The following is a 24,117-nucleotide window of genomic DNA, read 5'->3' as shown; positions in this document are numbered from 1 at the left end:
GCGGCCGGGGCCTTGTCAAACATGCTTTAAAAACAACCTCTATCCGCCGTAACAACCCGGCCTTCCAATCGCTGCCAAGGGCCGAAAAAAGAACACCGCAAAAGCGGATCCCAATCTGTTTTCCGGATCAAATCGGACCGGGTGCGGCACATCCGGCGGATTCCGCCCCATCAGCCGCTGACACGGAAACCGGTTTACACGTGCAAATGCGGGGCCAGAACCAGTGCTGCGCTGGCCCAGGCCTGCTGGAATAACGCAACCGGAGGCTTCCCCCCTTCTTCCGCCGTCTCGATCGCGAGCATCGCCGCGCGCAGGCCGGACAGGCCCAGAACTGCTGCCGACCCTGCCAGCCGGTGCGCCTCCTTGCGCTGGCCATCGTCGAGAACCGCGCAACCCTGCAACCCGTCCTGGAGCTGATTCACCTCCTCGCAAAAGGAAGCCAGAAAGCTGCGTGCCCGGTCTTGCCCAAGGGCTTCAAAAAACTGGTGGATGTCCGACTGCATTCCGGGCAGCACCTTGACCCCGCTGCCTGCCCGGCGGTCTATCACTTCAGCCAGTTCAGCCTTATTGGCCGGTTTGGTCAGAACTTCGGCAAATCCGGCATCCAGAATGCGGGCGTGGTCCTCCGCGGCGGCATGCGCGGTGAGCGCCACAATGTCGGTGCCCTCGGCCAGCTGCTGGGCGCGGATCCGGCGCAGTGCCTCGATCCCATCCACCTGCGGCATGCTGATGTCCATCAGAATCAGATCGAACCGCCCCCCTTCTGCCGCCTGCACAGCCTCGGCACCGCCTGGCACAGCCGTCACCTGATGCCCCTCCTGGCGCAGCATCGTGGCCAGAAGCTCGCGGTTGATGTCGTTGTCCTCGGCGATCAGCAGACGGCAGGCGCCGTTCCGGCAGGGTCTGTCCCGTGCTGCCTGGCGCGGCGGCGCCTTGGCCGCCGGTAACACCAGTGAGATGGTGAACAGGCTGCCTTCACCCAGCTCGCTTTCGCATGTAATCGTACCGCCCATGGCCTGCACCAGACGCTTGGTGATTGCCAGTCCCAGCCCCGTGCCCTCGCTGCCGCGGCCATAGCTGGAATCCAGAGTGATGAAATCTTCGAAAATCCGGTCAAGGTCGCCGGGCGCGATGCCTTGGCCGGTGTCCGCGACATGGAATTCCACCGTCTCCCCGTCCGGCAGCCGCATCACATCCACGCTCACCGCGCCATCGCTGGTGAACTTCAAAGCATTGCCAATCAGGTTCAAAAGCACCTGCTGCACGGCGCGCGGCCGCCCGGCCACTACCGGCTTGCCGCCAAGGCTGCAGTGCAGCGACAGATCGATCCCCCTGCCCTTGGCGCTGGCCTGCTGGCTTTCCACCAGACCGCTGATCAGCTCCTCCAGATCAAAGATCCGCCGTTTCTCAGTATCGGCGCCGGCCTCCAGCCGCGACAGCTCCAGCACGTCATTCACATGCTGCAGCAGCAAGCCGCCCGAAACCCGCATCGCCTGCAAGTAGCGGCGCTGCTCCGGTGTCGGTTCGGTTCCCTCGATCAGGTCGATGGCCCCCAGAACCCCGGTCAGCGGGGTGCGCATCTCGTGGCTCATCACCGTCAGCAGGTTTTGCTTGGCGCGCTCGCCGGCCAGCGCGTCGTCCCGCGCCCGCCGCAATTCCTCTTCCGCAGCGATCCGCTCGGAGATGTCGCGCAGGAAGCCGACAAAGACCAGTTCATTTCCCGATTGGCTGACCGAAACCGACAGCTCGACCGGGAACAATTCGCCGGACTTGCGCCGCGCTTCCAGTTGCAGCCGGCCTTTGCCGGCCACCTGCGCCTCACCGGTTTGCAGAAACCGTTTCATGCCGGCCTGATGCGCCTCTTGCAGGTGGTCCGGCACAATCAGGCTGACCATCTGCTGGCCCATGGCCTCAGCCTTGCTGTAGCCGAACACCGACTCCGCCGCCCCGTTGAAGGCAAGAATACTGCCGTCCGCACCGACCACCAGAATCGCATCCAGCGAGGAGGCAATCATCGCCTCCATCCGCGCGGCAGAGCGGCTGCGCTCCACTGCCAGCCTGCGGCCCTTGCGGTAGAGCCGCCCAAGCAGCAGCGCCGCCAGCGCCAGCGCCAGCACCAGGGCCAGCACCACCCAGCCAAGACGCGTCAGGATGGTGAACAGTTTCAGCCGCTTATCCTTGGAATCCTCCACCTGCAGCACGACACCAAACAACGCAAGTTCACGCACATCACCGCTGTTTTGCACCAGTTCGGCGGCAAGCTCCGGCAGGCTGTCCAGCAACGGCCGGTTGCCACTGTCAACAACCGCCGCCATGCGGTCCAGCCGGTCCTGCATCTGCTGCAGCAGAGCTGCACCTGCCGGGCTTTGGCGCAAATCTTCAAACAGCGGGCTTTCGCGGAACGTGGCAATCCGGCTGTAGTAGATATCAAACTGACGCCGCAGCCGGCGCAGATCCCCGGGCGCGCTGGCCGTCAGGACCGCCGCCTCCAGTTTGAGATGCTCAACTTCGGCCTGGGACAGGTTCCATTGCATATTGTCGGTTGCCGCGGTCGACAGCCCGCCCAGTTGCTGCAGCACCTGATGGCCCAGCCGCACAGACTGCGCTGCCAGCGCCGCCGCAATCGCCAGCACCAGCGCCAATACCCAGCGCGGCATCGTTGGAAATCCGCGCAGCATCACCTGACTGCTCCCTGCCTGCCATTCACGGCTGAATTACGATCCGGTCCAGTTGCCAAATACTGCGCGAAAAGACTTCTTCGGTGCGGTAAGCCGGGTTGCTGTCATAAGGGTACACCACCCATAGCGGCCCCTTGTTGCGCAGGGACATTTCCGCACCGTTGCGCTCAAAGGCAACAATCGGGCCTCCGTCAACCGCATCCGCAACAGGGATTTCCACCGCATAGTCATTCACCGCATAAGCTACAAGCCGCCCGCTGCTGACATCCATCCGCCCCACCAGAACAGCCAGCGGCACGCCGGTGAATTGCTGCGGCCCGGTGGTCCAGATGGTCTCCGTCTCAAAGGTGACCGGAGCCAGTGCACGCAGATCCTCGATCGTGTACTGCGCCGCAGGTTCCGCCGCGCCCTCCACGCCGACCGACAGCAGCACCGGTTGCGCTTCATCCGCAAAACCTGCGGCTACACACGCCATGACTGCAAGCGAAGCCAAGGCCGCGACCTGCGAAATCAACCCTCTCATTCCAGCACTCCTCTTTTAAGGCAGTCTCCACAACAACCGGGCAAAGCATGGCATATCCGCTCGCCCCGAAAACCGGCACCTGAGGATAGGTTCATGACCTTTCGTATAGGGTGCACAACCGCCAGAGTAGCGCCATCACCCTAATGTTGGCTTACCGGAGACCGTCAGAACGTCGTAATATCAATAAAATTTCCAGCACACGCAAAGGATCAGCAGCAGATGTTCACATCCCAGACCAGCCCGCAATCCAAGGTTGACAGTTTTGAAACCCTTGTCGCTGTAGACTGGGACCGGGAAATAAAGAACAGGGCTAGTGGCTACATGCGCATTTTGCTGGCAGACGATCATGATATGGTCCGCGAAACAATCTCCGCCTACCTCAAATCCGAGGGCGGTGCTGAGGTCGCTTTGGCGACGGATCTGCCTGGTGCGATCTCGCAGATTTGCGAACAGGGCCCCTACGACCTGGTGCTGCTTGACTTCAACATGCCCGGCATGATGGGGCTCGACGGCCTGGCCAAGGCGCTTGAGGCCAATGGCGGCAAGGGCGTGGCCATTCTGTCCGGCAGCGCGCCCGCCCGCACCGCGCAGGAGGCCCTGGATGCCGGCGCCATCGGGTTCATCCCCAAGACCATGGGCGCGCAGTCACTGCTGAATGCCGTGCGCTTTATGAGCGCGGGAGAGATCTACGTGCCCGTCAATCTGATGCGCGAAGATGCCTCGGCCAGCACCCATCCGCTGGCTGAAAAACTCAGCCCGCGCGAATTGGAAGTGCTGAACGGATTGTGCCGCGGCTTGTCGAACAAGGAAATCGCCCGCGAGCTGGAGTTGCAGGAAGTGACGATCAAACTGCACGTGCGCACACTTTGCCGCAAGCTGGAGGCCAAGAACCGGACCCAGGCCGCCCTGACCGCCAAGGAGGCCGGACTGTTCTGAGCCGGCCAGCCTGACAGCGCCCCAGTTGACCCTTTTTCACTCCATTTCCGCCGGCAGCGCGGCATAGCCGCGAAAGCGGATTCGCCCGCCCGGCACCCGGCCAGTCAGCAGGCGATAGCCCGGGAAGCGGTGCAGCAGGCGTTCAATGGCGATCCTCCCCTCCAGCCGCGCCAGCGTCAGCCCGACACAGACATGCGGCCCGCCGGCAAAGGCCAGATGCCGGTTCGGCGTCCGGGACACATCAAAGACAGCGGGCTTTTCAAACACCTCCGGATCGCGGTTCGCCGCCCCGATCAGCAGATGCAAGTTGGTCCCCGCAGGAACCTGCATACCGCCGATGTCCACACCCGCCGTGGTTTCCCGGTTGCCCAGCTGATTGGGCGACCCGAAGCGCAGAACCTCCTCGATGGCAGGCTTGATCAGCTCCGGCTGCTGCAGCAGCCGCTGCTTTTGGCCGGGATGGTCATTCAGCAGCGCCAGCCCGTTGCCGATCAGGTTGGTGGTCGTCTCGTGACCTGCATTCAGGATAAAGATGCAATTCTGGATCAGCTCAACCTCGCTGAGGGCGCCATCCGCCCCCTCGCCGTTGATCAGCCGTGTCAGCACGTCGGTCTCAATGTCCCCTGGTTTGGCCCGCCGCCGGGCGATCAAATCCTGTAGGTAGGCCTTGAACTCCTCCACCGCCTGGTGTCCTGCGGCCAATTGATCAGCATTCAGCGCTGGCTCCAGCGCCCCCAGGATAGCCAGCGACCAGTCACGCAGCGGCGCCCGCTCCGCCATCGGCACGTCCAGCAGGTTACCGATAATCTGGATCGGAATGGAGGCAGCAAAATCCTCGATCAGGTCCACATTGGCTGCTCCCGCCATTCTGTCCAGCAAGCGGTCAACCGTCTCAACCAGCCCCGGCTCCATCCGGGCAATTGCCCGCGGCGTCAGCGCCGAGGTCATGATCCTGCGCACCCGCGTATGCAACGGCGGATCGGAAAACACCAGCGAAGTGGTGTGATGCTCAAACAACGGCGACCCCGCGCCGAATTTTGGCGCAAAAGCTTTCTTCTTGTCCGAGGAAAACAGCGTGGTGTCCCGATAGACCCTGTCCAGATCGGCATGGCGGCAGACCAGCAGCGACCCATCCGGCTGCGGCAGCACCGGCGCCTCGCGCAACAAGGCATCGTAAAAGGGAAAGGGATCCCCCAGGAACCCCTTCGGCGGGTTCGCCAGGTTAAACTCCTTAATATTCACAGATACTTGCTGTCCGCTGCCCATCTGGCACCCTCCCGCTGGCCTTTCCGGTCAGCGTTCCCGCAGGAAATGCGACTGTCAATCCGCCATTGCGGCAAGAAACCCAGCGTCAGGACGCCCCTGCACAATTCGCGAAAAGGCAAGATTGCAGCGTGACATCGGCGCAAAGAGCCGCTAGAAACAAAACATGAACACACCGATTTCTTCCATCCGAAACCTTGGCCCCGCGTATGAGGACGCCTGCCAACGGGCCGGTATTTCTTCGGCCGAGGACCTGCGCGCCATTGGCGCTGATGCGGCCTATGCCAAACTTCTGCAAACCGGTACCCGGCCGCATTTCATCGGCTATTACGTGCTGGTGATGGCACTGCAGGGGCGGCCTTGGAATGATTGCAAAGGCAAGGAAAAAGAAGAGCTTCGCCAGCGCTTTGACGAGATCAAGGCCAACAGCTTTGATACCCATCAAGCAGCTTTCGAGGCAACCTTGGACATGATCGGCGTTGTCGCGCGCAAATAGCTGGATGGAACCAAATGGGGTATCCGGGGGTTGGGTCGTCAACGGGACACTAACCAAAGGAGATCCTTGATGGACCTGATCCGGATTATTTTTGCAGTCATCCTGCCGCCGCTTGGCGTATTTCTGCAGGTCGGCCTGGGCAAGCATTTCTGGCTGAATATCCTGCTGACGATCCTCGGCTATATTCCGGGCATCGTGCACGCTGTCTGGATTATCGCAAAGACGCCTGAACATGCCTGACACCGCGCATCACGAACACCGCCTGCATTCATTGCGGCGCCTGGCACACTGCATGGACCGCGCATTCCGCATTCCCTTGATCGGAACGCGGATCGGCTGGGACAGCATTCTGGGTCTCATCCCGGGCGTGGGCGACGCGGTGGCGCTGCTGCCTGCGGGCTATATCCTGCTCTCGGGCCATCGCATGGGTGCTTCAAAGGGAACGCTGGCGCGCATGGCCGTCAATATAGGCATTGATGCGCTTGTTGGTTCGATCCCGCTGGCCGGTGATCTTTTTGACATTGGCTGGAAGGCCAACACCCGCAACGTCGCCCTGCTTCGCCGCCACCTGGAACTATCAGCCGCGCCGAATGAGCCTTTGGCAAAACGTCTTGCGCGGCGCGGCTTTTCCAACCTGATCGCGCCGAAGGACTTGGCAGCCTTCAGCCGCATCGCCATGCGGAAACGGCCCCGCAGACCGCGCAACCGGCAGCACAGCGGGCTTAGAACCGCTTTCTCCAACTCATAAAAAAACCGCGCCAGTCGCCCGGCGCGGCCTTCAGTCATCGCTAAGCCTGCGGTTTAGCCGACCAGCTCGAGGCCGGAGAAGAAGTAAGCGATCTCAACAGCCGCGGTTTCCGGTGCGTCGGAACCATGAACGGAGTTTTCGCCAACCGATTCAGCAAATTCGGCGCGGATGGTGCCAGCCGCGGCGTCTGCCGGGTTGGTGGCGCCCATCACTTCGCGGTTTTTGGCAATCGCGTTTTCGCCTTCCAGAACCTGCGCAACGATCGGAGCGGACGCCATGAATTCGCACAGCTCACCGTAGAAGGGACGCTCAGCGTGCACTTTGTAGAACTCGCCTGCCTGCGCCTGGGTCAGGTGAATACGCTTTTGCGCCACAACGCGCAGGCCGGCTTCTTCGAATTTGGCGTTGATTGCGCCGGTCAGGTTGCGGCGGGTTGCGTCGGGCTTGATGATCGAGAAAGTGCGTTCCAGTGCCATGGGGCAGACTCCTGTGCTGAAAAGCCGGACATCATGCCCGGCCCGTTACGAATTGCCGCCCCGATAGCATGGCTCTGTGACAGGATAAAGAGGGGATTGCGCAGCTTTGACGCAGCAGCGAAGGCGACGAGCAGCCCGTTGGCTGTGCCTCCTGAACCTATGCCGGTCTTGCCGCGCATCTGCAATAAGCCGGCCACAGCCAGCTACGTCCGGCACCCGCACATGGCCTGCCCCATTGACAAGGGCCAGACAGTACCCCAGTGCAAGGCCCATGTTACGTATCAGCGATATATCCTATGCGGTCGAAGGCCGTCTTTTGTTCGATGGCGCCAGCGCCACGATCCCCACTGGCCACAAGGTTGGATTGGTCGGCCGCAACGGCACCGGCAAAACCACGCTGTTCCGGCTGATCCGCAATGAGCTGTCGCTGGAATCCGGCGCCATTTCCCTGCCCAGCAAAGCGCGGATCGGCGGCATTGCCCAGGAAGCGCCATCTTCAAACGTGTCGCTGATCGATACGGTGCTTGCTGCGGACACTGAACGCGCCGAATTGATGGCCGAGTCCGAGACCGCGCAGGATCCCGGACGGATTGCCGAAATTCAAACCCGGCTTTCTGATATCGACGCATGGTCGGCCGAGGCACGCGCCGCTGCCATCCTCAAAGGTCTCGGGTTTGATTTTGCCGCCCAGCAACGCCCTTGCTCCGACTATTCGGGTGGCTGGCGGATGCGGGTGGCCCTGGCTGCGGTGCTGTTTTCACAGCCCGACCTTTTGCTGCTGGACGAACCAACCAACTATCTGGATCTTGAAGGCGCGCTGTGGCTCGAAGCCTATCTGGTGAAATATCCGCACACGGTGATCATCATCAGCCACGACCGTGAGCTGCTGAACCGCTCGGTGAACGGCATTCTGCATCTCGAAGAGCTTGGGCTGACCTATTACTCCGGCAACTATGACCAGTTTGCCCGCCAGCGCGCGGCCAACCGGGCCAATCAGGCCGCCCAGGCCAAGAAACAGGACGCCCGCCGCGCCCATCTGCAGGCCTTTGTGGACCGGTTCAAGGCCAAGGCCAGCAAGGCCAAACAGGCGCAAAGCCGGGTCAAGATGCTGGAGAAGATGGAGACCATCCGCGCGCCCGAAGACGCCGCACGCACCGTTTTCACCTTCCCCGAACCAGAAGAACTGTCGCCGCCGATCATCGCAACCGAGGGCGCCTCGGTCGGATACGACGGCACTGCGATCCTCAGCCGGCTGGATCTGCGCATCGATCAGGACGACCGCATCGCGCTTTTGGGCAAGAACGGCGAGGGTAAATCCACCCTGTCCAAAATGCTGTCGGGCCGTCTGGATGTGATGGCCGGCAAGATGACCCAGTCCGGCAAGCTGCGGATTGGCTTCTTTGCCCAGCATCAGGTGGATGAGCTGCACATTGACGAAACCCCGCTGCAGCATTTGCAGCGCGAACGCCCGAACGAAGGCCAGGCCCGCCTGCGCGCCCGGCTGGCCGGGTTCGGCCTAGGGTCGGATCAGGCTGATACCGAGGTCGGCCGTCTCTCTGGCGGGCAAAAGGCGCGCCTGTCGCTGCTGCTGGCCACCCTGCCCGCTCCGCATCTGCTGATCCTCGATGAGCCGACCAACCACCTGGATATTGAAAGCCGCGAGGCGCTGGTCGAAGCGCTGACCGCCTATTCCGGCGCGGTCATTCTGGTCAGCCACGACATGCACCTCCTTAGCCTGGTCGCGGACCGGCTGTGGCTGGTGTCCGGCGGCACGGTGAAACCGTTTGAGGGCGACCTGCCGGCCTACCGCGATCTGCTGCTGACGCGCGACAAACCCGCAGGCAAATCCAAGGCCAAGGCCAAGGCCGAAAAACCCAAGCGCCCCAGCCGTGACGCCATTCAGGCCCTGCGCGCCGAGGTCCGCAAAGGTGAGGCGCGCCTGGAGAAGGTCAGCGAAATGCGCGACAAGCTGGCCAAAAAACTGGCGGACCCTGCCCTATATGATGACGGACGCAAGGACGAAGCCATTGTCTGGCAGCGCAAATATGCCGAAGTGATGGAAGCCCAGGACCGCGCCGAGGAGCTGTGGCTGAAAGCGGTGGAGAAACTGGAAAAAGCAGAGGCGCAATGATCGACACGGCCTTTCTGATCACCTCATTTGTCACGCTGTTTGTCATCGTTGATCCCATCGGCCTGACACCGATTTTTCTGGCGCTGACACAGGGCATGACACCCGCGCAACGGCGTGCGATTGCCCTGCGTTCGACCATCACCGCAGCAATTCTGCTTGCGCTGTTTGCGGCACTTGGCGAGGCGGTGCTTGGCTTTGCAGGCATTTCCATGGCTGCCTTCCGCATTGCCGGGGGCGTGCTGTTGTTCCTCACTGCGCTTGATATGCTGTTTGAACGCCGCAACAAGCGGCGCGAAGACCGCAGCGAAGAGGATGATTTTGACGATCCGTCCATCTTCCCGCTGGCGATCCCGCTGATTGCAGGCCCCGGTTCCATCGCCACTGTCATCCTGCTGGCGGGGCAGCAGCCCGGCATCGCCGGCTTTGCCATGGTGATGGGCGTGGTGGTTGCGGTACTGGCGATCCTGTTGGTGATGTGTCTGTTCTCCGGCCTGTTCGAACGCTTGCTGGGCAAGACCGGCATCACCGTTGTGACCCGCCTTCTGGGCATGCTGCTGGCGGCGCTTTCCGTGCAGTTCGTGCTCGACGGGCTGCGCGCATTTGGATTTGCAGGCTAGCATAACGCCCCGGCCCGCCTACATTATATTCAGGAGGTGCGCAGATGGGCGAGTTTGAGATCGGGCGGGTTATCTATCTGGTTGTTCTGCTGGTTGCAGTGGGTTCCTGGGTGTTTGTGCAAAACCGCCAATCCATCGGCAAGACACTGCAGATGTTTGCGGTTTGGGGCTTTATCTTCCTTGGTGTGATCGCCTCTTACGGGCTGTGGGAGGATATCCGCCAAACCGTGCGCCCGCAGCAAAGCGTCGCGGTGGAGGCCGGACGGGTCGAAGTGCCGCGCGCGCCGGACGGGCATTACTATCTGACCCTTGAGGTGAACGGCGCTGCCGTCCCGTTCCTGGTCGACACCGGCGCCAGCGAAGTTGTGCTGAACGCACGCGATGCAGAGCGCGCAGGCATCGATACCGGCAGCCTTGCGTATCTCGGCCGCGCCCGCACCGCCAATGGCGAGGTGCGCACGGCCTCGGTCTGGATCGAAGAAATGTCGCTGGGCGGCATCACCGACACGGACGTGCGCGTGTGGGTGAACCAGGGCGAGCTGGAGCAATCCCTCTTGGGAATGGGTTACCTGCAGCGCTGGTCCAGCATCGAAATCCGCAATGGCGCATTGGTGCTGACCCGCTGATCATGCGCCTGGCGGCGCAGGCCTCCGGCAGGGGTATTTAGGACCAGAAAGAAGCCAAGGCACTTTTCTTCCTTTGGGCAAGAGGGGCAGCGCCGCTGCCCTGCGATCACCCTTTGTCCGGAACCGGCAGAATGAAGCCGTTGATCGGATAGACCCGCCCGTAGGCCCCCGGATTGCTTTCCAAGCGAACGGCGGACCAGTCATTTGCCGCAGACACGTCAATCACTGCCATGCCCAGCGACACCTTGTTGCGGCGCCAGTTGGCGTGATTGATCCGGATCCGGCGCGAATCCTCCACCTTGGAGACCACTGCCACATGCCCCAGCGGATTGGAGCGGGTCGCCCGGAACGCCATCACCGCGCCTGTTTGCGGCTGCTGGCCGCGGCTGAACTGTCCTTTGGCCTGTGCCCACCAGGTTTTGGCATTGCCGAAAATCTCAATCCCGCTGGCATTGCGGGCAAAGGGCACGCACCAGACACGGCTCCCTCTGGATTGCAAAGACTGGACTTCCTGAACCGCGTACTCCAGACGCGCGGCCTCGGCCTCGGCCCGGGCCACCGATCCGCCTTGAATATCACCGCAATTGGCAAGGAACAGCAGCCCCGCCCCAACAAACGGCAGCAGCCGCGCCCGACGGAACGCATGTGATATTTTCATCTGTCCCCCAGTGTCCTGGTCTTTTGTTCTGATCTTTTGACCGGGAGGATTACTGCGGCAGCGCCTTTTGCGCGAGCATTTCCTGCCAAGCTGAAACAAATCTGAACAAAATTGGCAAAATCCCGCCGATACCGCGGGCTGACAGGCCGGTTTCCCGGCCTATTTCTCGGCCTTCTTCTCCCAACGCCCGCCCTCTTCGGACCAGTATTGGGCGGAACAGCCGGCATCTGTCAGGGATTTCCACTGGCTGCGGGCGTGCTGCACGGCTTGCGGATCGGTGCCATCGAACAGAATACAGACGCGGCTCAGCGTCTGAACCTCTTTCGCGCTGACCGCGGCGCCATCCACCGCCATCACACAGTCCGGGGTATTGGCGGCCTCCGGTCCTGCGGTCAGCAGAACCGGCTGCAGCGCATCATGGGGGCCGCCCGCCAGGCCATGGGGCAGGAAGCTTTCCTCAGGTCCCAGCCACAGACGGTCATCCAGCCAGGCCATGCGCTCGGGGTCGCGCCCGCGCACCGCAATGCGCCAGCCCGCCCCGCGCGCCTTGTCCACAAGGACCGGCAAGGTCTCCTCCAGCGGCCTGCGCGTCAGATGATAGAAATAGACAGCGCCCATAAGTGTTTATTCCGCCTCGAACTTATCCGCGACCAAACGGTTCAGTGCCATCACGCCCCAGCCGGTGGCGCCTTTGGGCGCATAGTCCGTTTCCGCCTTGACCGAGGCAACGCCGGCAATGTCCAGATGGATCCAGGGCATACCGTCCTTGATGAACCTTGCCAGGAACTGCGCCGCGGTGATGGAACCCGCCGGGCGCCCGCCGACGTTTTTCATATCGGCAATCCGCGATTTCAACTGATCGTCATAGGCCTTGCCCAGGGGCATTCGCCAAGCGCCTTCGTCCTCGGAGCGCGCGGCCTTCAGGAAGGCATTGCACAGATCGTCATCGTTGGAAAACACACCGGCATTCTCATGCCCGAGGCCGATAATGATTGCGCCGGTCAAGGTCGCCAGGTCGATAATACCTGCAGGTTTGAACCGCTCCTGCGCGTACCAAAGCACATCACACAGAACCAGACGGCCCTCGGCGTCGGTGTTGATGATCTCAACCGTGTCGCCTTTCATCGATTTCACCACATCGCCAGGACGGGTGGCATTGCCCGAGGGCATGTTTTCCACAAGGCCGACCAGCCCGACCACATTGGCCTTGGCTTTGCGCAGCGCCAGGGCCTTCATCGTGCCGGCCACAACACCGGCGCCGCCCATGTCCATGGTCATGTCTTCCATGCCGCCCGCAGGCTTCAAGGAGATTCCGCCGGTATCGAACACCACGCCCTTGCCGACCAGCGCCAGCGGGGCTGCGTCCTTGGCGCCGCCTTTCCACCGCATCACCGCCACTTTGGACGGGCTGTCAGAACCTTGGCCAACACACAGCAGCGTGCGCATGCCAAGCTTTTCCAGGTCCGCCTCTTCCAGGACCTCAACCTCAAGCCCGATCTCTTTCATCTCTTCGATGCGGCGGGCGAATTCCGTGGTGGTCAGCACATTGGCTGGCTCATTGACCAAATCCCGGGTCATGTGAACGCCCTCGGCCACTGCCAGCAACGGCGCGCAGGCGGCCTCCAGATCGGACGGCATCTTGGAAGCGATCACCACCTCGCCTTCGGGCTTGTCTTCGGCGGGGGTCTTATGGTCATCAAAGCCATAGTCGCGCAGCGCCAGCCCAAGGGTCAGGTCAGCAGCCTTGTTCATGCTGCCGGCCATCACCGTCAGCCGCTTGCCCGCTGCCGCCTTGGCCAGTTTTGCGCCCGCCTGGCGCGCCTCTGCCGGAGTCAGCTTGCGCGGCAGAACCAGCACATCCAATGCCTCGGCCTGCATGCCTGCGGGCCAGCCGAGCGACACCACATCACCCGCCTTGGCCTTCTTGAAGCCGTCCGATTCGACCAGCCGGGCAATTGCGCCCTTGCTCAGCCGGTTGGCGGTGCGCGCGGCCTGATCCAAGCTGCCCTCGGGCGTAACCATCACCGCCACGCGGCCAGTCATTTCCGACAGTGCCTTGGGGTCGTATTCGGCAAAACGGATCGGGGTTAGGCTGCTCATTCTCGCGCGCTCCTGCTGGTTTCATATGGTTCTTGGCATAAGAGGTATCCTGCGCAGGGGCGCTTGGCCAGACCTGCCTTTGCGCCCGCGGCGGCCGCGATCTGCCGCCGAATGAGGCGCCTTGCGAGAATGCAGTTTTCCCCGCCCGGCAAATCCACTAATGTCGCGCAAAATCACAATGGTCTGGGGGGATCGGGTGTCACGCTACGACAGATACGTGCTGTCACAATATCTGCTCTTCTTCGGCTTCTTTGCGCTGATTCTGGTGGCCGTGTTCTGGGTCAACCGGGCAGTTGTGCTGTTTGACCGGCTGATCGGCAATGGGCAGTCGGCCTTGGTGTTTCTTGAATTCACCGCGCTCACCCTGCCGAACCTCATCCGCATGGTGCTGCCGATTGCCGCCTTTGGCGCTTCGGTCTGGGTCACCAACCGGCTGAACAGCGAAAGCGAGCTGACAGTGCTGCGCGCCACCGGCACCAGCCCCTGGCAGATGGCGCGGCCGGCCCTCGCATTCGGTGTCATCACGGCTCTGATGATGTCGGCACTGACCCACTACCTGCTGCCCGCCTCGATCAGCCAGCTGGAGGTGCGTGAAAGCGAAGTCTCCCGCAACATCACCGCTAAACTGCTGAGCGAGGGCGATTTCCTGCACCCGGCAGACGGTGTTACATTCTATATCCGCCAGATCGACCCGGACGGCACCTTGAACGACGTTTTCCTGTCTGACCGCCGCGACCCGGCGACGACGGTGACTTATACCGGTGCCCGTGCGTTTCTGGTGCGCGACGGAGGCAGCGCGCATCTGATCATGGTGGAAGGCATGGCGCAGCGGCTGGACAATCAGACGCAACGGCTTTCGACCACGTTCTTCTCGGATTTCTCATATGATATCAGCGCACTGGCCCGGAAAACGGAAAACCCGGCGCGCAACATCCGTGCGATCCCAAGCTTGGAGCTGATGACCAGCACCCAGGCCATCACCCGCAGCGATGGCTACTCCGCAGGCGCCCAGGCCGAAGAGCTGCACCTGCGCTTTGCCCGCGCCCTGGTCTGTGTGGCCGTCGCCCTGATCGGGTTTTCCGCGCTGATGCTGGGAACGTTCTCGCGGTTCGGCGTGTGGCGGCAGGCTTTCCTGGCCTTTGTTGTGCTGATCTTTGTCGAGGGTTTGCGCGGGGTTGTTTCGGAGCCGGTTCTGCAAAACCCCAGCCTGTGGCCGCTGATTTACCTGCCGACCTTGCTGGGGCTTTTGGTGGCGCTGATCTTCCTGATTTTATCAGTCCGGCCCAAACGGACCCGGGCGGAGGCGCCCGCATGAAGCTTGATCTTTACTATGCCCGGCGCTTTCTGCAGTGGTTCCTGGTGATTGTTGCGGTGCTGATGACGCTGGTGGTGCTGATCGATCTGAACGAACAGGTCCGCCGTTTCGAGGCGATCGACCTCAGCCTGGCGCAACTGGTTGGCCTGACCCTGCTGAACGTTCCGGCCGCCCTCAGCGAGTTTCTGCCGCTGATCATGATCCTGTCGACCATCGTGCTGTTTGTCGGCCTTGCCCGCAGCAGCGAACTGGTGGTGACCCGCGCTATCGGCCGCTCCGGCATCCGGGCACTGGCGGCACCGGTGCTGGTGGCGGCGGCAATCGGCGCCTTGGCGGTCACCATGCTGAACCCGATCGCGTCAGCCACAGCCAACCGCTATCAGGATCTGTCCGAGACCTATCATAATGGCGGGCCGTCGGCGCTGTCGCTGTCCGGCGAAGGCCTGTGGCTGCGCCAGGGCGGTGCCAGGGGCCAGTCGGTCATCCACGCCAAGGGCTACAGCGGCGACGCTGCGGATATCACGTTGCTTGACGTCTCGATCCACGCCTACACCAGTGCCGGCGGCCTGGTGCGCCGCATCATTGCCGACAGCGCCCGGCTGGACGGCAGCAACTGGATCCTGTCCAACGCCAAATCCTGGCCGCTGGCAGCCGGCATCAACCCCGATTCCAACGCCGCCCGGCATGACGAGCTGCAGCTGCCTACAACACTGACCACCGACCGGATCCGCGATACCCTGGGCACCGCCAGCGGCATCTCGATCTACGATCTGCCCTCGACCATCCGCGAATTGTCTGCCGCGGGTTTTACCACCAAACGCTACGAGGTCCGCTATCAGGCAGAATTGGCCCGCCCGCTGTTTCTGATCGCCATGGTTCTGGTCGGCGCCTCCTTCACCATGCGGCACGCGCGCTTTGGCGGCACCGGGCTGGCGGTGCTGATGGCGGTCCTTTTGGGATTCGGGCTTTATTTCATCCGCAATTTCGCGCAAATCCTTGGCGAGAACGGGCAAATCCCGGTGGCCCTGGCCGCCTGGGCGCCGCCCGCCGCCGCGATACTTTTGACTTTGGGACTGCTTCTCCATGCCGAAGACGGGTAAATTGCGCCGCGCACTGCTTCTTTCGGCTGTGCTGCCCTGGCTCGCCCTGACAGCCCCGGCGCCGCAGGCGCAGACCGCGGCGCTGCCTGATCCGGCGCAGCCCGCGATGCTGGTTGCAGATCAGGTCTTCATCACCCCTGACCGCACCCTGGTGGCCGAAGGCAATGTCGAGGCGTTTCAGGGCGATATCCGGCTGCGCGCGCAAAAGATCACGTTTGACCAGACCACCGGCACCCTGCAGATCGAAGGCCCGATCCGCATCGACCAGCAAGGCGACATCACCATACTGGCCACTGCTGCCGAGCTAGACAGAGACCTGCGCAACGGGTTGCTGACAGGCGCCCGCATGGTGTTCCAGCAGCAGTTGCAGCTGGCCTCGCTGCAAATGACCCGGGTCAGCGGCCGCTACACACAGCTTTACAAGACCGCCGTCACCTCCTGCCACGTCTGCGAGGATGGACGCCCGCCGCTCTGGCAGATCCGGGCGGAGCGGGTGACCCACGACCAGCAGGCACGCCAGCTCTATTTCGAAAGCGCCCAGCTGCGGGTGCTCGACGTGCCAGTGTTCTATTTTCCGGCGATTCGCCTGCCTGATCCTTCACTGGAGCGGGCCAGCGGATTTCTGGTGCCCTCGATACGCTCCACGTCGAACCTGGGCACCGGGGTCAAGGCGCCCTATTTCTTCACACTCGGCCCGCACCGCGACCTGACTCTGGCGCCCTATATCTCGTCCAGCACCCAGACGCTGGACGTCCGCTACCGCCAGGCCTTCCGCCGCGGCAGGATCGAATTCAACGGCGCCTACACCCGCGACGACCTGTTTTCCGGTGAAGACCGCGGCTACATCTTTGGCGAAGGCCAGTTCGATCTGCCGCGGGATTTCCGCTTCACCTTTGACGTCAAAGCGGTCTCGGACGACGCCTATCTCGAGGACTACGGCTTGCCGGAACTGGACCGTCTGCGTTCCGAGGCGGTGCTGTCCCGGGCCAAACGCGACAGCCTGTTCCGCGCGTCCCTGACTCATTACAAAACCCTGCGGACCAGCGAAGAACAGGCAAACATTCCGTCCGGAATCGCCGAAGCCTTCTATCAGACCCGCCACCATCCCGCCCTCACCGGCGGCGAGCTGCGGCTGACCCTGCAGGGCCATGGCCACCGCCGCAGCTCCAGCATCGACGGCACCGCCACTGACAGCAACGGTCGTGATCTTGCGCGGCTCACTGCCGACATCGACTGGCGCCGCAGCTGGCGCCTGGGCTATGGCATCCTGGCGGAATGGGAGCTCGGCGCCGCAGCAGATGCCTTCCGTGCTTATGACGACAGTTTTTTCAATGAGGAGGTCACCCGCCTGACCCCGCGCACCGCGCTGACCCTGCGCCTGCCGATGAGCCGCCGCGAGGCAGGCGGCGCCACCCAGTACCTGGAGCCGATCCTGCAGCTGGGCTGGCGCGACGAGGGCGGCGGCAGCGTGGTCACCGAAGAAAGCCGCTTTGTCGAATTTGACCAAGGCAATCTGTTGTCGTTGTCGCGGTTTCCCTCCACCGACGCCCGCGAGGACGGCCTGACCCTTGTCTACGGCGCCAACTGGGCGCGTTATGCACCCACCGGCTGGCAGGCCTATGCCACCGTCGGCCAGGTGCTGCGCAGCGACGGCGATGACCGGTTCACCAAAAGCTCCGGCCTCAGCGGCACCTCCTCGGATTTCCTGCTGGCGGGCCAGATCAAATTCGGCGACGGGCTGGCCCTCTCCACCCGCGGCTTGCTGAACGGTTCACTGAACTTCTCCAAGGCAGAACTGCGCGGCGATTGGCGCACGGACCGCTCCAGCCTGTCCGGCACCTATCTGTGGCTCGGCACCGACCCGGATGAAGACCGGACCGAGGAAAGCTCGGAGCTGTGGGTCGATGGCAGCTATGACATCAACCCCAGCTGGTCCGCCGGCGCCCGGCTGCGCTATGATATTTCCGGCGCCCGTGCCACCCGCGCAGGTCTTGGCGTGGCCTACAGCAACGAATGCGTGACGGTCGACCTTTCAGTCAACCGCCGCTATACCTCAACAACAAGTGTTGAGCCGACAACCGATTTCGGCTTTACCATCTCGCTCAGCGGATTTTCCGTAAAGAGCGGCAGCAAACAGTACAGGCGGTCATGCAGCAAGACGTGAATTTCCGGTTCCCGGCTCCTTTCTTTTCCCGTGTTCTAAAATCAGCAACAGCGCTGGCGCTGGCTGCAGGGCTTTCCTGGACCGGCCTGCCGGCGGGGGCACAAAACCTGTTCGCCCCGGCCATCACCGTGAATGACGAGGTCATCACCCGCTATGAGCTGGAACAGCGCGCCCGCTTCCAGTCGGCGCTGCGGGTGCCCGGCGATCCTCTGGCCACCGCCCGCGAAGAGCTGATCAACGACCGGCTCAAACTCGCTGAGCTGGAGCAGGCCGGGATCGAACTGGCCGAAGAAGATATCACCGCCGGCATGGAAGAACTGGCCGCACGCGCCAACCTGTCGCTGAACGACTTCCTGACCGCACTGCAGCAAAATGGCGTGGAGCCGCAAACCCTGCGCGATTTCACCAAGGTCGGGCTGGGCTGGCGGGAATACACCCGCGCCCGCTTCCTGTCGCGCGCCCGCCCCACTCCGGAGGAGATTGACCGCGCCATGGGCTCGGCCGGCACTGGCAGCGTCCAGGTTCTGCTCAGCGAATTCATCGTCCCGATCAACGAACAGAACGCAGCACAGGTCGAAGAGCTGATCGAACAGGTCGCCCGGCTGAAAGGCTACGACAGTTTCTCAGCTGCCGCTGCCCAGTATTCTGCTGCCGCCAGCCGCAACGAGGGCGGACGCCTGCCCTGGATGCCGCTGACCCAGCTGCCGCCGCAACTGCAAGAAGTTGCGCTGGCGCTGAAACCCGGCGAGATTTCCGAACCGCTGCCGCTGCAAAGTGCTGTGGCCCTGTTCCAGATGCGCGGCGTGCGCGAGGTTGAGGGCGCTGCACCGCGCTACACCGCAATCGAATATGCCGCCTATCATGTGCCCGGCGGACGCACGCCCGAAGGGCTTGCCGCGGCGCAGAAGGTGGTGGACAGCGTCGACACCTGCGACGATTTCTATGGGCTGGCCCAGGGTCAGGACCCCTCGGTGCTGGACGTGCAAAGCCTGCCGCCGTCAGAGATCCCCCGCGACATCGCGCTGGAACTGGCCAAGCTGGACCCAAATGAAACCTCCACCACGCTGACCCGCAATAACGGCCAGACACTGATGGTGCTGATGCTCTGCGGCCGCACTGCCGACCTGGGCGAGGACAGCTCACGCGAGACCGTGGCCAATGCGCTGACGGCACAGCGGATGGCTTCGCTGGCCGGCAGCTACCTTGAACAGCTGCGTGCCGACGCCCGGATTGACATCAAATGAGCCAGCCCGGGCCGATTGCCCTCAGCTGCGGCGAACCCGCAGGAATCGGCCCGGAAATTGCCGTCAAGGCTTGGGACGCACTGCGCAGCTCCTGCCCGTTTTTCTGGATCGGCGACCCGCGCCACCTGCCTGCTGGCACCCCCATCAAGGAAATCTCCGCCCCCGCCGAAGCCGCGGCTTCCTGCGCAGACAGCTTCCCGGTACTGCCTCTCGCCTTCGGCGGCAGCGCAGTCAAGGGCACTGCCGACCCGGCCAACGCCGCTGGCGTCATCCGGTCCATTGAGACCGCAGTCCAATTGGTCCAGACTGGCAAAGCCCCCGCTGTCTGCACCGCCCCGATCCACAAAAAGGCGCTGATTGATGGCGCCGGCTTTGCCTACCCCGGCCATACTGAATTCCTGGCGTCCCTCGCCGGCCGGGAGCGGGTGGTAATGATGCTGGCCAGCGAGCAGCTGCGGGTTGTGCCCGCCACCATCCATATCGCCCTGTCCGACGTCCCCAAGGCCCTGACCCCGGAACTGCTGCGCGAAACCATCGAGATCACCGCAGCCGGCCTTAGCGGTCAGTTCGGCATCGCAGCGCCCTGCATTGCTGTCGCCGGGCTCAACCCGCATGCGGGCGAAGGCGGCGCCATGGGCCATGAGGAACTGGATTGGATCAACGCCCTGATCCGGCAGATGCAGTCGGAAGGCCTGAATGTCACCGGTCCGCACCCTGCGGACACACTGTTTCATGCCGCCGCCCGCACCCGCTATGACGCAGCGGTCTGCATGTATCACGACCAGGCGCTGATCCCGATCAAGACGCTGGATTTTGACCGCGGCGTCAATGTAACCTTGGGCCTGCCCTTCATCCGCACCTCTCCCGATCACGGCACCGCGTTTGACATCGCAGGCACCGGCCAAGCCAACCCAACCAGCCTGATCGAAGCCCTGAAGCTGGCGCAGCGGATGGCTGCCAGCCCTTGATTCTTCCCCGGACGGCAAATATCCCCGCCGAAGGCATGAAATTTCTGGCGCGCCGCCCGCGCCATGTCCCAAGGTACAGATGATATGAGCGCTATCGATAGCCTTCCTCCCCTGCGTGAAGTGATCGCAACGCATCAATTGTCGGCGCGCAAATCACTGGGCCAGAATTTCCTGCTGGACCTGAACCTCACCGCCAAGATCGCCCGCCAGGCCGGTGATCTGACGGGCTGTGATGTGCTGGAAATCGGCCCCGGCCCCGGCGGGTTGACACGCGGGCTGCTGGCCGAAGGCGCCCGGCGGGTGCTGGCAGTAGAGAAGGACAGCCGCTGCCTGCCCGCATTGCAGGACATCGCAGATGCCTATCCGGGCCGGTTTGACGTCATCAACGGCGACGCGCTGGAAATCGACCCGCTGGCGCATCTGACCCCGCCGATCCGCATCGCCGCCAACCTGCCTTATAACGTCGGCACCGAACTGCTGGTGCGCTGGCTCACCCCCAAGGAATGGCCGCCGTTCTGGCAGAGCCTCACCCTGATGTTCCAGCGCGAGGTGGCCGAGCGTATCGTGGCCCTGCCCGGTTCCAAGGCCTATGGTCGGCTTGCAATCCTGGCGCAATGGCGGGCCGATGCACGCATTGTGCTGTCGCTGCCGCCCGGCGCCTTCACCCCGCCGCCCAAAGTCTCCAGTGCCGTGGTGCATCTGGATGCCCTGCCCGAACCGCGCTTCCCGGCAGATGCAGCCATCCTGTCTCGTGTCGTGGCCACGGCCTTCAACCAGCGCCGCAAAATGCTGCGCTCCTCGCTCAAAGGCGTCTCACCGGTGATCGAAGACCACCTCAACGCTGCCGGCATCCCGCCCACCGAACGCGCTGAACAGGTGAGCCTTGAGGCCTTCTGCGCGCTTGCCCGAGAGCTGGCCAAGGCCTGAAACCTCATTCCTTCTCAGCGGCTGCAGCCGGTCCTTCCCACACCCCATTCCATTTCGCCCGGCCCAACAGTTCTGTCCGTGAACGTCAATGCAGCCGCCGACCCGAGTAGCCGCTACGCTCTAACCGCCGATGCGCTGATGCTGGGCTTCCCCGAAGCTGTCCGGCGCTATCTGCGGGTGCCGGGACACAGCGCCTGACCCGCAGCTACGCGACCGGAGGCCAGCGGCCTGAACAGAAAACGTAAAAAGACCCCCGGGCGGTCAGCGCCGGGGGTCTTTTTGATTGTCGGGTCCGGCGCTGATTACTCAGCCGCCTCTGCCGGGCCTTCTTCGGCCTTCGGCTTGGGCTTGGGCTTGGTGCGCGGACGGGCGGGTTTCTTCGGCGCCGGTGCCTCGCCGCCTTCACTTGCTGCAGGCGCATCGTCAGCCTTGGCCGCGGGTTTGCGCGGGCGTGGTTTGCGGGCCGGAGCCTTTTTGGCGGGTGCTTCAGCCGGCGCTTCAGCAGATGCTGCCGACTGGCTTTCCGGTGTTTCCACCAGGCCGCTGTCGCCGCCATTGCCATTGTCGCCGCGCGGGTCGATCACCTCGGGCTGCGGGGCCGCTGCCGGATCGGCCGCGGGCGCTGCAGCTGCAGGGGCTGCCGCTGCGGCAGCCGCAGCTTCCCGCTCCTGGCGTTCCAGCCGCTCGGTGCGTTCGCGGTCGCGCTCGGCCTGGCGTTCGCGGTTCTGCCGCTCCTGCTCATCGCGGCGCGCATCGATTTCGCGCTGTGCTTCGTTAAGCAGCCGCAGATAATGCTCTGCATGCTGCTGGAAATTCTCTGCCGCAACCCGGTCATTGCTCAGCTGCGCGTCCCGCGCCAGCTGATTGTATTTGTCAATGATCTGCTGCGGGGTTCCGCGCACCTTGCCTTCGGGACCGGAGCTGTCGAACACCCGGTTGACAACATTGACGCCATTCGGGCGATTCCGGTTGTTCGACTTGGAACGTGAACGTGATTTTGACGATCTCATATGCCTAGCGTAAGCCTTGAGTTAATGCGCCGTAGACCCTGTTCTACGCGTCTTAGCGCCGGATCATTAGCTTTTTTGGGCTTGATGCCGCGGGAAGGCTTGGAAAGCGTTCTCCTGAAGCGGCTCCTCTTGAGTAACCATGTTACGAAGCCCCAGACAAGGGGCACAACAGTGTTTTCTTTGATTTTTCTTCCGAAATTGTGAATCTTCGCGTTAAAAACGGTGTTTTGCGCCGGAATGCGCCCGCACCACCCGGTCCCGGCCGTCCAAATCCGGCAGCACAGAAATGCCGCTAAACCCTGCCATTTCCAGCAGCGCGCCGACCGCCTGCCCTTGCGTCGGGCCGATTTCCAACAGCACCCGCCCGCCCGGCGGCAAATGCGCCGCAGCCTGCGCAGCTATCCTCCGGTAGGCGCCCAGCCCGTCGCCGCCATCTGTCAGTGCGATGCCAGGTTCATGCCCCCGAACCTCCGCAGACAGCCCGTCCATCTCGTCCAGCGCAATATAGGGCGGGTTGGATACGATCAGATCGAACGTCCCCTCGACACTCTCAAACCAGTCCGATTGCTGAATATCCGCCCGCGCTTCAACCCGGTGCAAAACGGCATTGGCGCTGGCCTGCAGGCAGGCCGCCTCGCTGATGTCCACTCCCAGGCCGGTGGCCTCCTGCCGCTCGGCCAGCAGTGTCACCAGAATACAGCCCGAGCCGACGCCTAAGTCCAGCACCCGCGCGTATGGTTCTGCCAGCGCGGCCTCGATCAGGATCTCTGTTTCGGGGCGCGGATCCAGAACATCACGCGACACTTTGAAACGGCGGCCATAGAATTCCCGCTCGCCGATCAGATGCGAGACCGGCACCCGCACCGCCCTAAGCGAAATCAGCTGCTCATACCGTTCTGCGACGTCCTGCGCCAGCTCCTCGGGCGCGATCAGCGTTACCCGGCTGGCTTCGATACGCGCCGCATGGGCCAGCAGCACCCGCGCATCCCGCGCCGGGTCCTGAACCCCAGCCGCGCGCAGCCGGGACGCCGCTGCTGCCATCGCCTGTGCCGCGGTCTCTGCCATGCTCACTGCCCCATCTCGGCCAGAAGCCGCGCCTGATTGTCTGCAGTCAGCGCATCGACAATCTCGTCCAGATCGCCGCCCATCACCTGATCCAGCTTGTAAAGTGTCAGGTTGATGCGGTGATCGGTCATCCGCCCTTGCGGAAAATTATAGGTGCGGATGCGTTCCGACCGGTCGCCCGAGCCCACCTGGCTTGCCCGGTCCGCAGACCGCTCATTGTCGATCCGCTGCCGTTCCAGATCATAGAGCCGGGTTTTCAGCACCTGCATGGCAATTTCGCGGTTTCGGTGCTGGGATTTCTCTGACGACGTCACGATCAGCCCGGTCGGCAGGTGGGTGATACGGACAGCCGAGTCGGTGGTGTTCACATGCTGCCCGCCCGCACCCGAGGCCCGCATGGTGTCGATCCGTATGTCATTCGGGTCAATATGAATGTCCACATCCTCGGCCTCCGGCAGCACCGCCACGGTGGCCGCCGAGGTATGAATGCGGCCGCCGCTTTCTGTGGTTGGCACCCGCTGCACCCGGTGCACACCGGATTCATACTTCAGCCGGGCAAAGACATTCTCACCCTTGATATGCGCCACCACTTCCTTGATGCCGCCCAGCTCAGTTGCCTGTTCCTCGATGATCTCGACTTTCCAGCCCTGCGCCTCGGCATAGCGCTGGTACATCCGCAGCAGATCGCCGGCAAACAGCGCCGCCTCGTCACCTCCGGTGCCGGGCCGGATTTCCAGCATCGCAGGGCGGCCATCGGCGGCGTCCTTAGGCAGCAAGGCCAGCTGCAGCGCCTGCTCGGCTTCGGGGATCGCATCCTTCAGCGCAGGGATCTCTTCCTCCGCCAGATCCTTCATGTCCGGATCGGCCAGCATCAGCTCCGCCTCCTCCAGGTCGCTCAGCAGTTTACGGTAGGCGCTGATCTGCTCCGCCACCGGGCGCAGGCCGGAATATTCCTTGGCCAGCGCCGCAATATCCCCGCCCCCGGCACCATCCGCCATTGCGGCTTCAAGATACTGAAACCGCTGCAGGATCTGTTCCAGCCGCTCTTCGGGGACCATGGGCGCGCCTATTC

Annotated in this window: 23 protein-coding genes; 13 read left to right on the top strand and 10 right to left on the bottom strand. The window is 63.0% G+C overall.

Features of this window, described 5'->3' with window-relative positions:
• Positions 1 to 194 precede the first annotated feature (194 nt).
• Together K3724_RS08020 and K3724_RS08015 are read right to left on the bottom strand one after the other, a co-directional pair.
• Entirely contained in the window at positions 195 to 2,678 is a 2,484-nt protein-coding gene (locus K3724_RS08020) for a PAS domain-containing hybrid sensor histidine kinase/response regulator (RefSeq protein ID WP_259991652.1), read from the bottom strand.
• 25 nt (positions 2,679 to 2,703) lie between these two features.
• A complete protein-coding gene (locus K3724_RS08015; RefSeq protein ID WP_259991650.1) occupies positions 2,704 to 3,201 on the bottom strand; it encodes a molybdopterin-dependent oxidoreductase in 498 nt (165 codons plus the stop codon).
• A gap of 321 nt (positions 3,202 to 3,522) precedes the next feature.
• Here K3724_RS08015 and K3724_RS08010 point away from each other — a divergent pair, with 321 nt between their 5' ends.
• Positions 3,523 to 4,137, top strand: a complete 615-nt coding sequence (locus K3724_RS08010; protein ID WP_259992593.1) for a response regulator transcription factor — start codon at positions 3,523 to 3,525, stop codon at positions 4,135 to 4,137.
• A 36-nt stretch (positions 4,138 to 4,173) separates the two neighbouring features.
• On the opposite strand, the gene K3724_RS08005 is transcribed toward K3724_RS08010, so the two are convergent.
• Entirely contained in the window at positions 4,174 to 5,403 is a 1,230-nt protein-coding gene (locus K3724_RS08005; protein WP_259991648.1) for a cytochrome P450, read from the bottom strand.
• Positions 5,404 to 5,566: 163 nt separating this feature from the next.
• Between K3724_RS08005 and K3724_RS08000 the strand changes: the two genes are divergently transcribed.
• The 3 genes from K3724_RS08000 to K3724_RS07990 all read left to right on the top strand — a co-directional run bounded on the left by K3724_RS08000 (position 5,567) and on the right by K3724_RS07990 (position 6,644).
• Positions 5,567 to 5,896, top strand: coding sequence for a TfoX/Sxy family protein (locus K3724_RS08000; RefSeq protein ID WP_259991646.1), 330 nt, complete (start codon positions 5,567 to 5,569; stop codon positions 5,894 to 5,896).
• Between the two features lie 69 nt (positions 5,897 to 5,965).
• Positions 5,966 to 6,136, top strand: coding sequence for a YqaE/Pmp3 family membrane protein (locus tag K3724_RS07995; protein ID WP_129371167.1), 171 nt, complete (start codon positions 5,966 to 5,968; stop codon positions 6,134 to 6,136).
• Between the two features lie 52 nt (positions 6,137 to 6,188).
• Positions 6,189 to 6,644, top strand: a complete 456-nt coding sequence (locus K3724_RS07990) for a DUF4112 domain-containing protein (protein WP_259991644.1) — start codon at positions 6,189 to 6,191, stop codon at positions 6,642 to 6,644.
• A 53-nt stretch (positions 6,645 to 6,697) separates the two neighbouring features.
• On the opposite strand, the gene ndk is transcribed toward K3724_RS07990, so the two are convergent.
• On the bottom strand, positions 6,698 to 7,120 hold the full coding sequence (gene ndk / locus K3724_RS07985) for a nucleoside-diphosphate kinase (RefSeq protein WP_027258644.1): 423 nt from the start codon (positions 7,118 to 7,120) through the stop codon (positions 6,698 to 6,700).
• A 271-nt stretch (positions 7,121 to 7,391) separates the two neighbouring features.
• On the opposite strand from ndk, the gene K3724_RS07980 reads away from it, so the two are divergent.
• From K3724_RS07980 to K3724_RS07970, 3 genes are read left to right on the top strand one after another with little or no spacing between them, the layout of a single operon-like run.
• The gene (locus K3724_RS07980) at positions 7,392 to 9,251 is read left to right on the top strand and encodes an ABC-F family ATP-binding cassette domain-containing protein (RefSeq protein ID WP_259991641.1); all 1,860 of its coding nucleotides are present in this window, start codon (positions 7,392 to 7,394) and stop codon (positions 9,249 to 9,251) included.
• Positions 9,248 to 9,868, top strand: coding sequence for a MarC family protein (locus tag K3724_RS07975; protein ID WP_259991639.1), 621 nt, complete (start codon positions 9,248 to 9,250; stop codon positions 9,866 to 9,868). The genes K3724_RS07980 and K3724_RS07975 overlap by 4 nt, the downstream gene beginning before the upstream one ends.
• Before the next feature lie 44 nt (positions 9,869 to 9,912).
• Positions 9,913 to 10,494 carry a TIGR02281 family clan AA aspartic protease gene (locus tag K3724_RS07970; RefSeq protein WP_129371171.1) on the top strand — a complete coding sequence of 194 codons (582 nt, stop codon included), beginning with the start codon at positions 9,913 to 9,915 and terminating at the stop codon, positions 10,492 to 10,494.
• 106 nt (positions 10,495 to 10,600) lie between these two features.
• Here K3724_RS07970 and K3724_RS07965 read toward each other — a convergent pair whose 3' ends face one another.
• The 3 genes from K3724_RS07965 to K3724_RS07955 all read right to left on the bottom strand — a co-directional run bounded on the left by K3724_RS07965 (position 10,601) and on the right by K3724_RS07955 (position 13,252).
• Positions 10,601 to 11,152 carry a CHAP domain-containing protein gene (locus tag K3724_RS07965; protein ID WP_259991636.1) on the bottom strand — a complete coding sequence of 184 codons (552 nt, stop codon included), beginning with the start codon at positions 11,150 to 11,152 and terminating at the stop codon, positions 10,601 to 10,603.
• A 159-nt stretch (positions 11,153 to 11,311) separates the two neighbouring features.
• Positions 11,312 to 11,770 (bottom strand): DNA polymerase III subunit chi, encoded by a 459-nt coding sequence (locus K3724_RS07960; protein ID WP_259991634.1) that lies wholly within the window; start codon positions 11,768 to 11,770, stop codon positions 11,312 to 11,314.
• A gap of 6 nt (positions 11,771 to 11,776) precedes the next feature.
• Positions 11,777 to 13,252, bottom strand: a complete 1,476-nt coding sequence (locus K3724_RS07955) for a leucyl aminopeptidase (protein WP_259991632.1) — start codon at positions 13,250 to 13,252, stop codon at positions 11,777 to 11,779.
• A 196-nt stretch (positions 13,253 to 13,448) separates the two neighbouring features.
• On the opposite strand from K3724_RS07955, the gene lptF reads away from it, so the two are divergent.
• From lptF to rsmA, 6 genes are all read left to right on the top strand, one after another.
• Positions 13,449 to 14,567 (top strand): LPS export ABC transporter permease LptF, encoded by a 1,119-nt coding sequence (gene lptF / locus K3724_RS07950; protein WP_259992592.1) that lies wholly within the window; start codon positions 13,449 to 13,451, stop codon positions 14,565 to 14,567.
• Entirely contained in the window at positions 14,564 to 15,667 is a 1,104-nt protein-coding gene (lptG, locus tag K3724_RS07945) for an LPS export ABC transporter permease LptG (protein ID WP_259991630.1), read from the top strand. The genes lptF and lptG overlap by 4 nt, the downstream gene beginning before the upstream one ends.
• Entirely contained in the window at positions 15,651 to 17,831 is a 2,181-nt protein-coding gene (locus K3724_RS07940) for an LPS-assembly protein LptD (RefSeq protein WP_259991628.1), read from the top strand. The genes lptG and K3724_RS07940 overlap by 17 nt, the downstream gene beginning before the upstream one ends.
• Positions 17,816 to 19,075 carry a peptidylprolyl isomerase gene (locus K3724_RS07935; protein ID WP_259991626.1) on the top strand — a complete coding sequence of 420 codons (1,260 nt, stop codon included), beginning with the start codon at positions 17,816 to 17,818 and terminating at the stop codon, positions 19,073 to 19,075. The genes K3724_RS07940 and K3724_RS07935 overlap by 16 nt, the downstream gene beginning before the upstream one ends.
• Positions 19,072 to 20,043 (top strand): 4-hydroxythreonine-4-phosphate dehydrogenase PdxA, encoded by a 972-nt coding sequence (pdxA, locus tag K3724_RS07930; RefSeq protein ID WP_259991624.1) that lies wholly within the window; start codon positions 19,072 to 19,074, stop codon positions 20,041 to 20,043. The genes K3724_RS07935 and pdxA overlap by 4 nt, the downstream gene beginning before the upstream one ends.
• A gap of 84 nt (positions 20,044 to 20,127) precedes the next feature.
• The gene (gene rsmA, locus K3724_RS07925) at positions 20,128 to 20,970 is read left to right on the top strand and encodes a 16S rRNA (adenine(1518)-N(6)/adenine(1519)-N(6))-dimethyltransferase RsmA (protein WP_259991622.1); all 843 of its coding nucleotides are present in this window, start codon (positions 20,128 to 20,130) and stop codon (positions 20,968 to 20,970) included.
• Positions 20,971 to 21,272: 302 nt separating this feature from the next.
• On the opposite strand, the gene K3724_RS07920 is transcribed toward rsmA, so the two are convergent.
• The 3 genes from K3724_RS07920 to prfA form a co-directional block, all read right to left on the bottom strand.
• Positions 21,273 to 21,980: a DUF4167 domain-containing protein gene (locus K3724_RS07920; protein ID WP_259991620.1), complete on the bottom strand. Its 708-nt coding sequence runs from the start codon at positions 21,978 to 21,980 to the stop codon at positions 21,273 to 21,275.
• 213 nt (positions 21,981 to 22,193) lie between these two features.
• Positions 22,194 to 23,045, bottom strand: coding sequence for a peptide chain release factor N(5)-glutamine methyltransferase (gene prmC, locus K3724_RS07915; RefSeq protein ID WP_259991619.1), 852 nt, complete (start codon positions 23,043 to 23,045; stop codon positions 22,194 to 22,196).
• A gap of 2 nt (positions 23,046 to 23,047) precedes the next feature.
• Positions 23,048 to 24,103: a peptide chain release factor 1 gene (prfA, locus tag K3724_RS07910; protein ID WP_259991616.1), complete on the bottom strand. Its 1,056-nt coding sequence runs from the start codon at positions 24,101 to 24,103 to the stop codon at positions 23,048 to 23,050.
• Positions 24,104 to 24,117: the final 14 nt, after the last annotated feature.

Source organism: Leisingera sp. M658 (genome assembly GCF_025144145.1).
Lineage (GTDB): Bacteria > Pseudomonadota > Alphaproteobacteria > Rhodobacterales > Rhodobacteraceae > Leisingera.
This window is presented reverse-complemented; position numbering and strand designations above follow the sequence as displayed.

What these genes read in the sequence shown, in the direction of transcription:
- K3724_RS08020 (WP_259991652.1), bottom strand. Translation starts at nt 2,678, where the DNA reads ATGCTGCGCGGATTTCCAACGATGCCGCGCTGGGTATTGGCGCTGGTG.
- K3724_RS07960 (WP_259991634.1), bottom strand. Translation starts at nt 11,770, where the DNA reads ATGGGCGCTGTCTATTTCTATCATCTGACGCGCAGGCCGCTGGAGGAG.
- K3724_RS07995 (WP_129371167.1), top strand. Translation starts at nt 5,966, where the DNA reads ATGGACCTGATCCGGATTATTTTTGCAGTCATCCTGCCGCCGCTTGGC.
- K3724_RS08015 (WP_259991650.1), bottom strand. Translation starts at nt 3,201, where the DNA reads ATGAGAGGGTTGATTTCGCAGGTCGCGGCCTTGGCTTCGCTTGCAGTC.
- ndk (WP_027258644.1), bottom strand. Translation starts at nt 7,120, where the DNA reads ATGGCACTGGAACGCACTTTCTCGATCATCAAGCCCGACGCAACCCGC.
- K3724_RS07965 (WP_259991636.1), bottom strand. Translation starts at nt 11,152, where the DNA reads ATGAAAATATCACATGCGTTCCGTCGGGCGCGGCTGCTGCCGTTTGTT.
- K3724_RS07940 (WP_259991628.1), top strand. Translation starts at nt 15,651, where the DNA reads ATGCCGAAGACGGGTAAATTGCGCCGCGCACTGCTTCTTTCGGCTGTG.
- prfA (WP_259991616.1), bottom strand. Translation starts at nt 24,103, where the DNA reads ATGGTCCCCGAAGAGCGGCTGGAACAGATCCTGCAGCGGTTTCAGTAT.
- rsmA (WP_259991622.1), top strand. Translation starts at nt 20,128, where the DNA reads ATGAGCGCTATCGATAGCCTTCCTCCCCTGCGTGAAGTGATCGCAACG.
- K3724_RS07955 (WP_259991632.1), bottom strand. Translation starts at nt 13,252, where the DNA reads ATGAGCAGCCTAACCCCGATCCGTTTTGCCGAATACGACCCCAAGGCA.
- K3724_RS08005 (WP_259991648.1), bottom strand. Translation starts at nt 5,403, where the DNA reads ATGGGCAGCGGACAGCAAGTATCTGTGAATATTAAGGAGTTTAACCTG.
- K3724_RS07980 (WP_259991641.1), top strand. Translation starts at nt 7,392, where the DNA reads ATGTTACGTATCAGCGATATATCCTATGCGGTCGAAGGCCGTCTTTTG.
- K3724_RS07935 (WP_259991626.1), top strand. Translation starts at nt 17,816, where the DNA reads ATGCAGCAAGACGTGAATTTCCGGTTCCCGGCTCCTTTCTTTTCCCGT.
- K3724_RS08010 (WP_259992593.1), top strand. Translation starts at nt 3,523, where the DNA reads ATGCGCATTTTGCTGGCAGACGATCATGATATGGTCCGCGAAACAATC.
- K3724_RS07990 (WP_259991644.1), top strand. Translation starts at nt 6,189, where the DNA reads ATGGACCGCGCATTCCGCATTCCCTTGATCGGAACGCGGATCGGCTGG.
- K3724_RS07975 (WP_259991639.1), top strand. Translation starts at nt 9,248, where the DNA reads ATGATCGACACGGCCTTTCTGATCACCTCATTTGTCACGCTGTTTGTC.
- pdxA (WP_259991624.1), top strand. Translation starts at nt 19,072, where the DNA reads ATGAGCCAGCCCGGGCCGATTGCCCTCAGCTGCGGCGAACCCGCAGGA.
- K3724_RS07970 (WP_129371171.1), top strand. Translation starts at nt 9,913, where the DNA reads ATGGGCGAGTTTGAGATCGGGCGGGTTATCTATCTGGTTGTTCTGCTG.
- K3724_RS07920 (WP_259991620.1), bottom strand. Translation starts at nt 21,980, where the DNA reads ATGAGATCGTCAAAATCACGTTCACGTTCCAAGTCGAACAACCGGAAT.
- prmC (WP_259991619.1), bottom strand. Translation starts at nt 23,045, where the DNA reads ATGGCAGAGACCGCGGCACAGGCGATGGCAGCAGCGGCGTCCCGGCTG.
- lptG (WP_259991630.1), top strand. Translation starts at nt 14,564, where the DNA reads ATGAAGCTTGATCTTTACTATGCCCGGCGCTTTCTGCAGTGGTTCCTG.
- K3724_RS08000 (WP_259991646.1), top strand. Translation starts at nt 5,567, where the DNA reads ATGAACACACCGATTTCTTCCATCCGAAACCTTGGCCCCGCGTATGAG.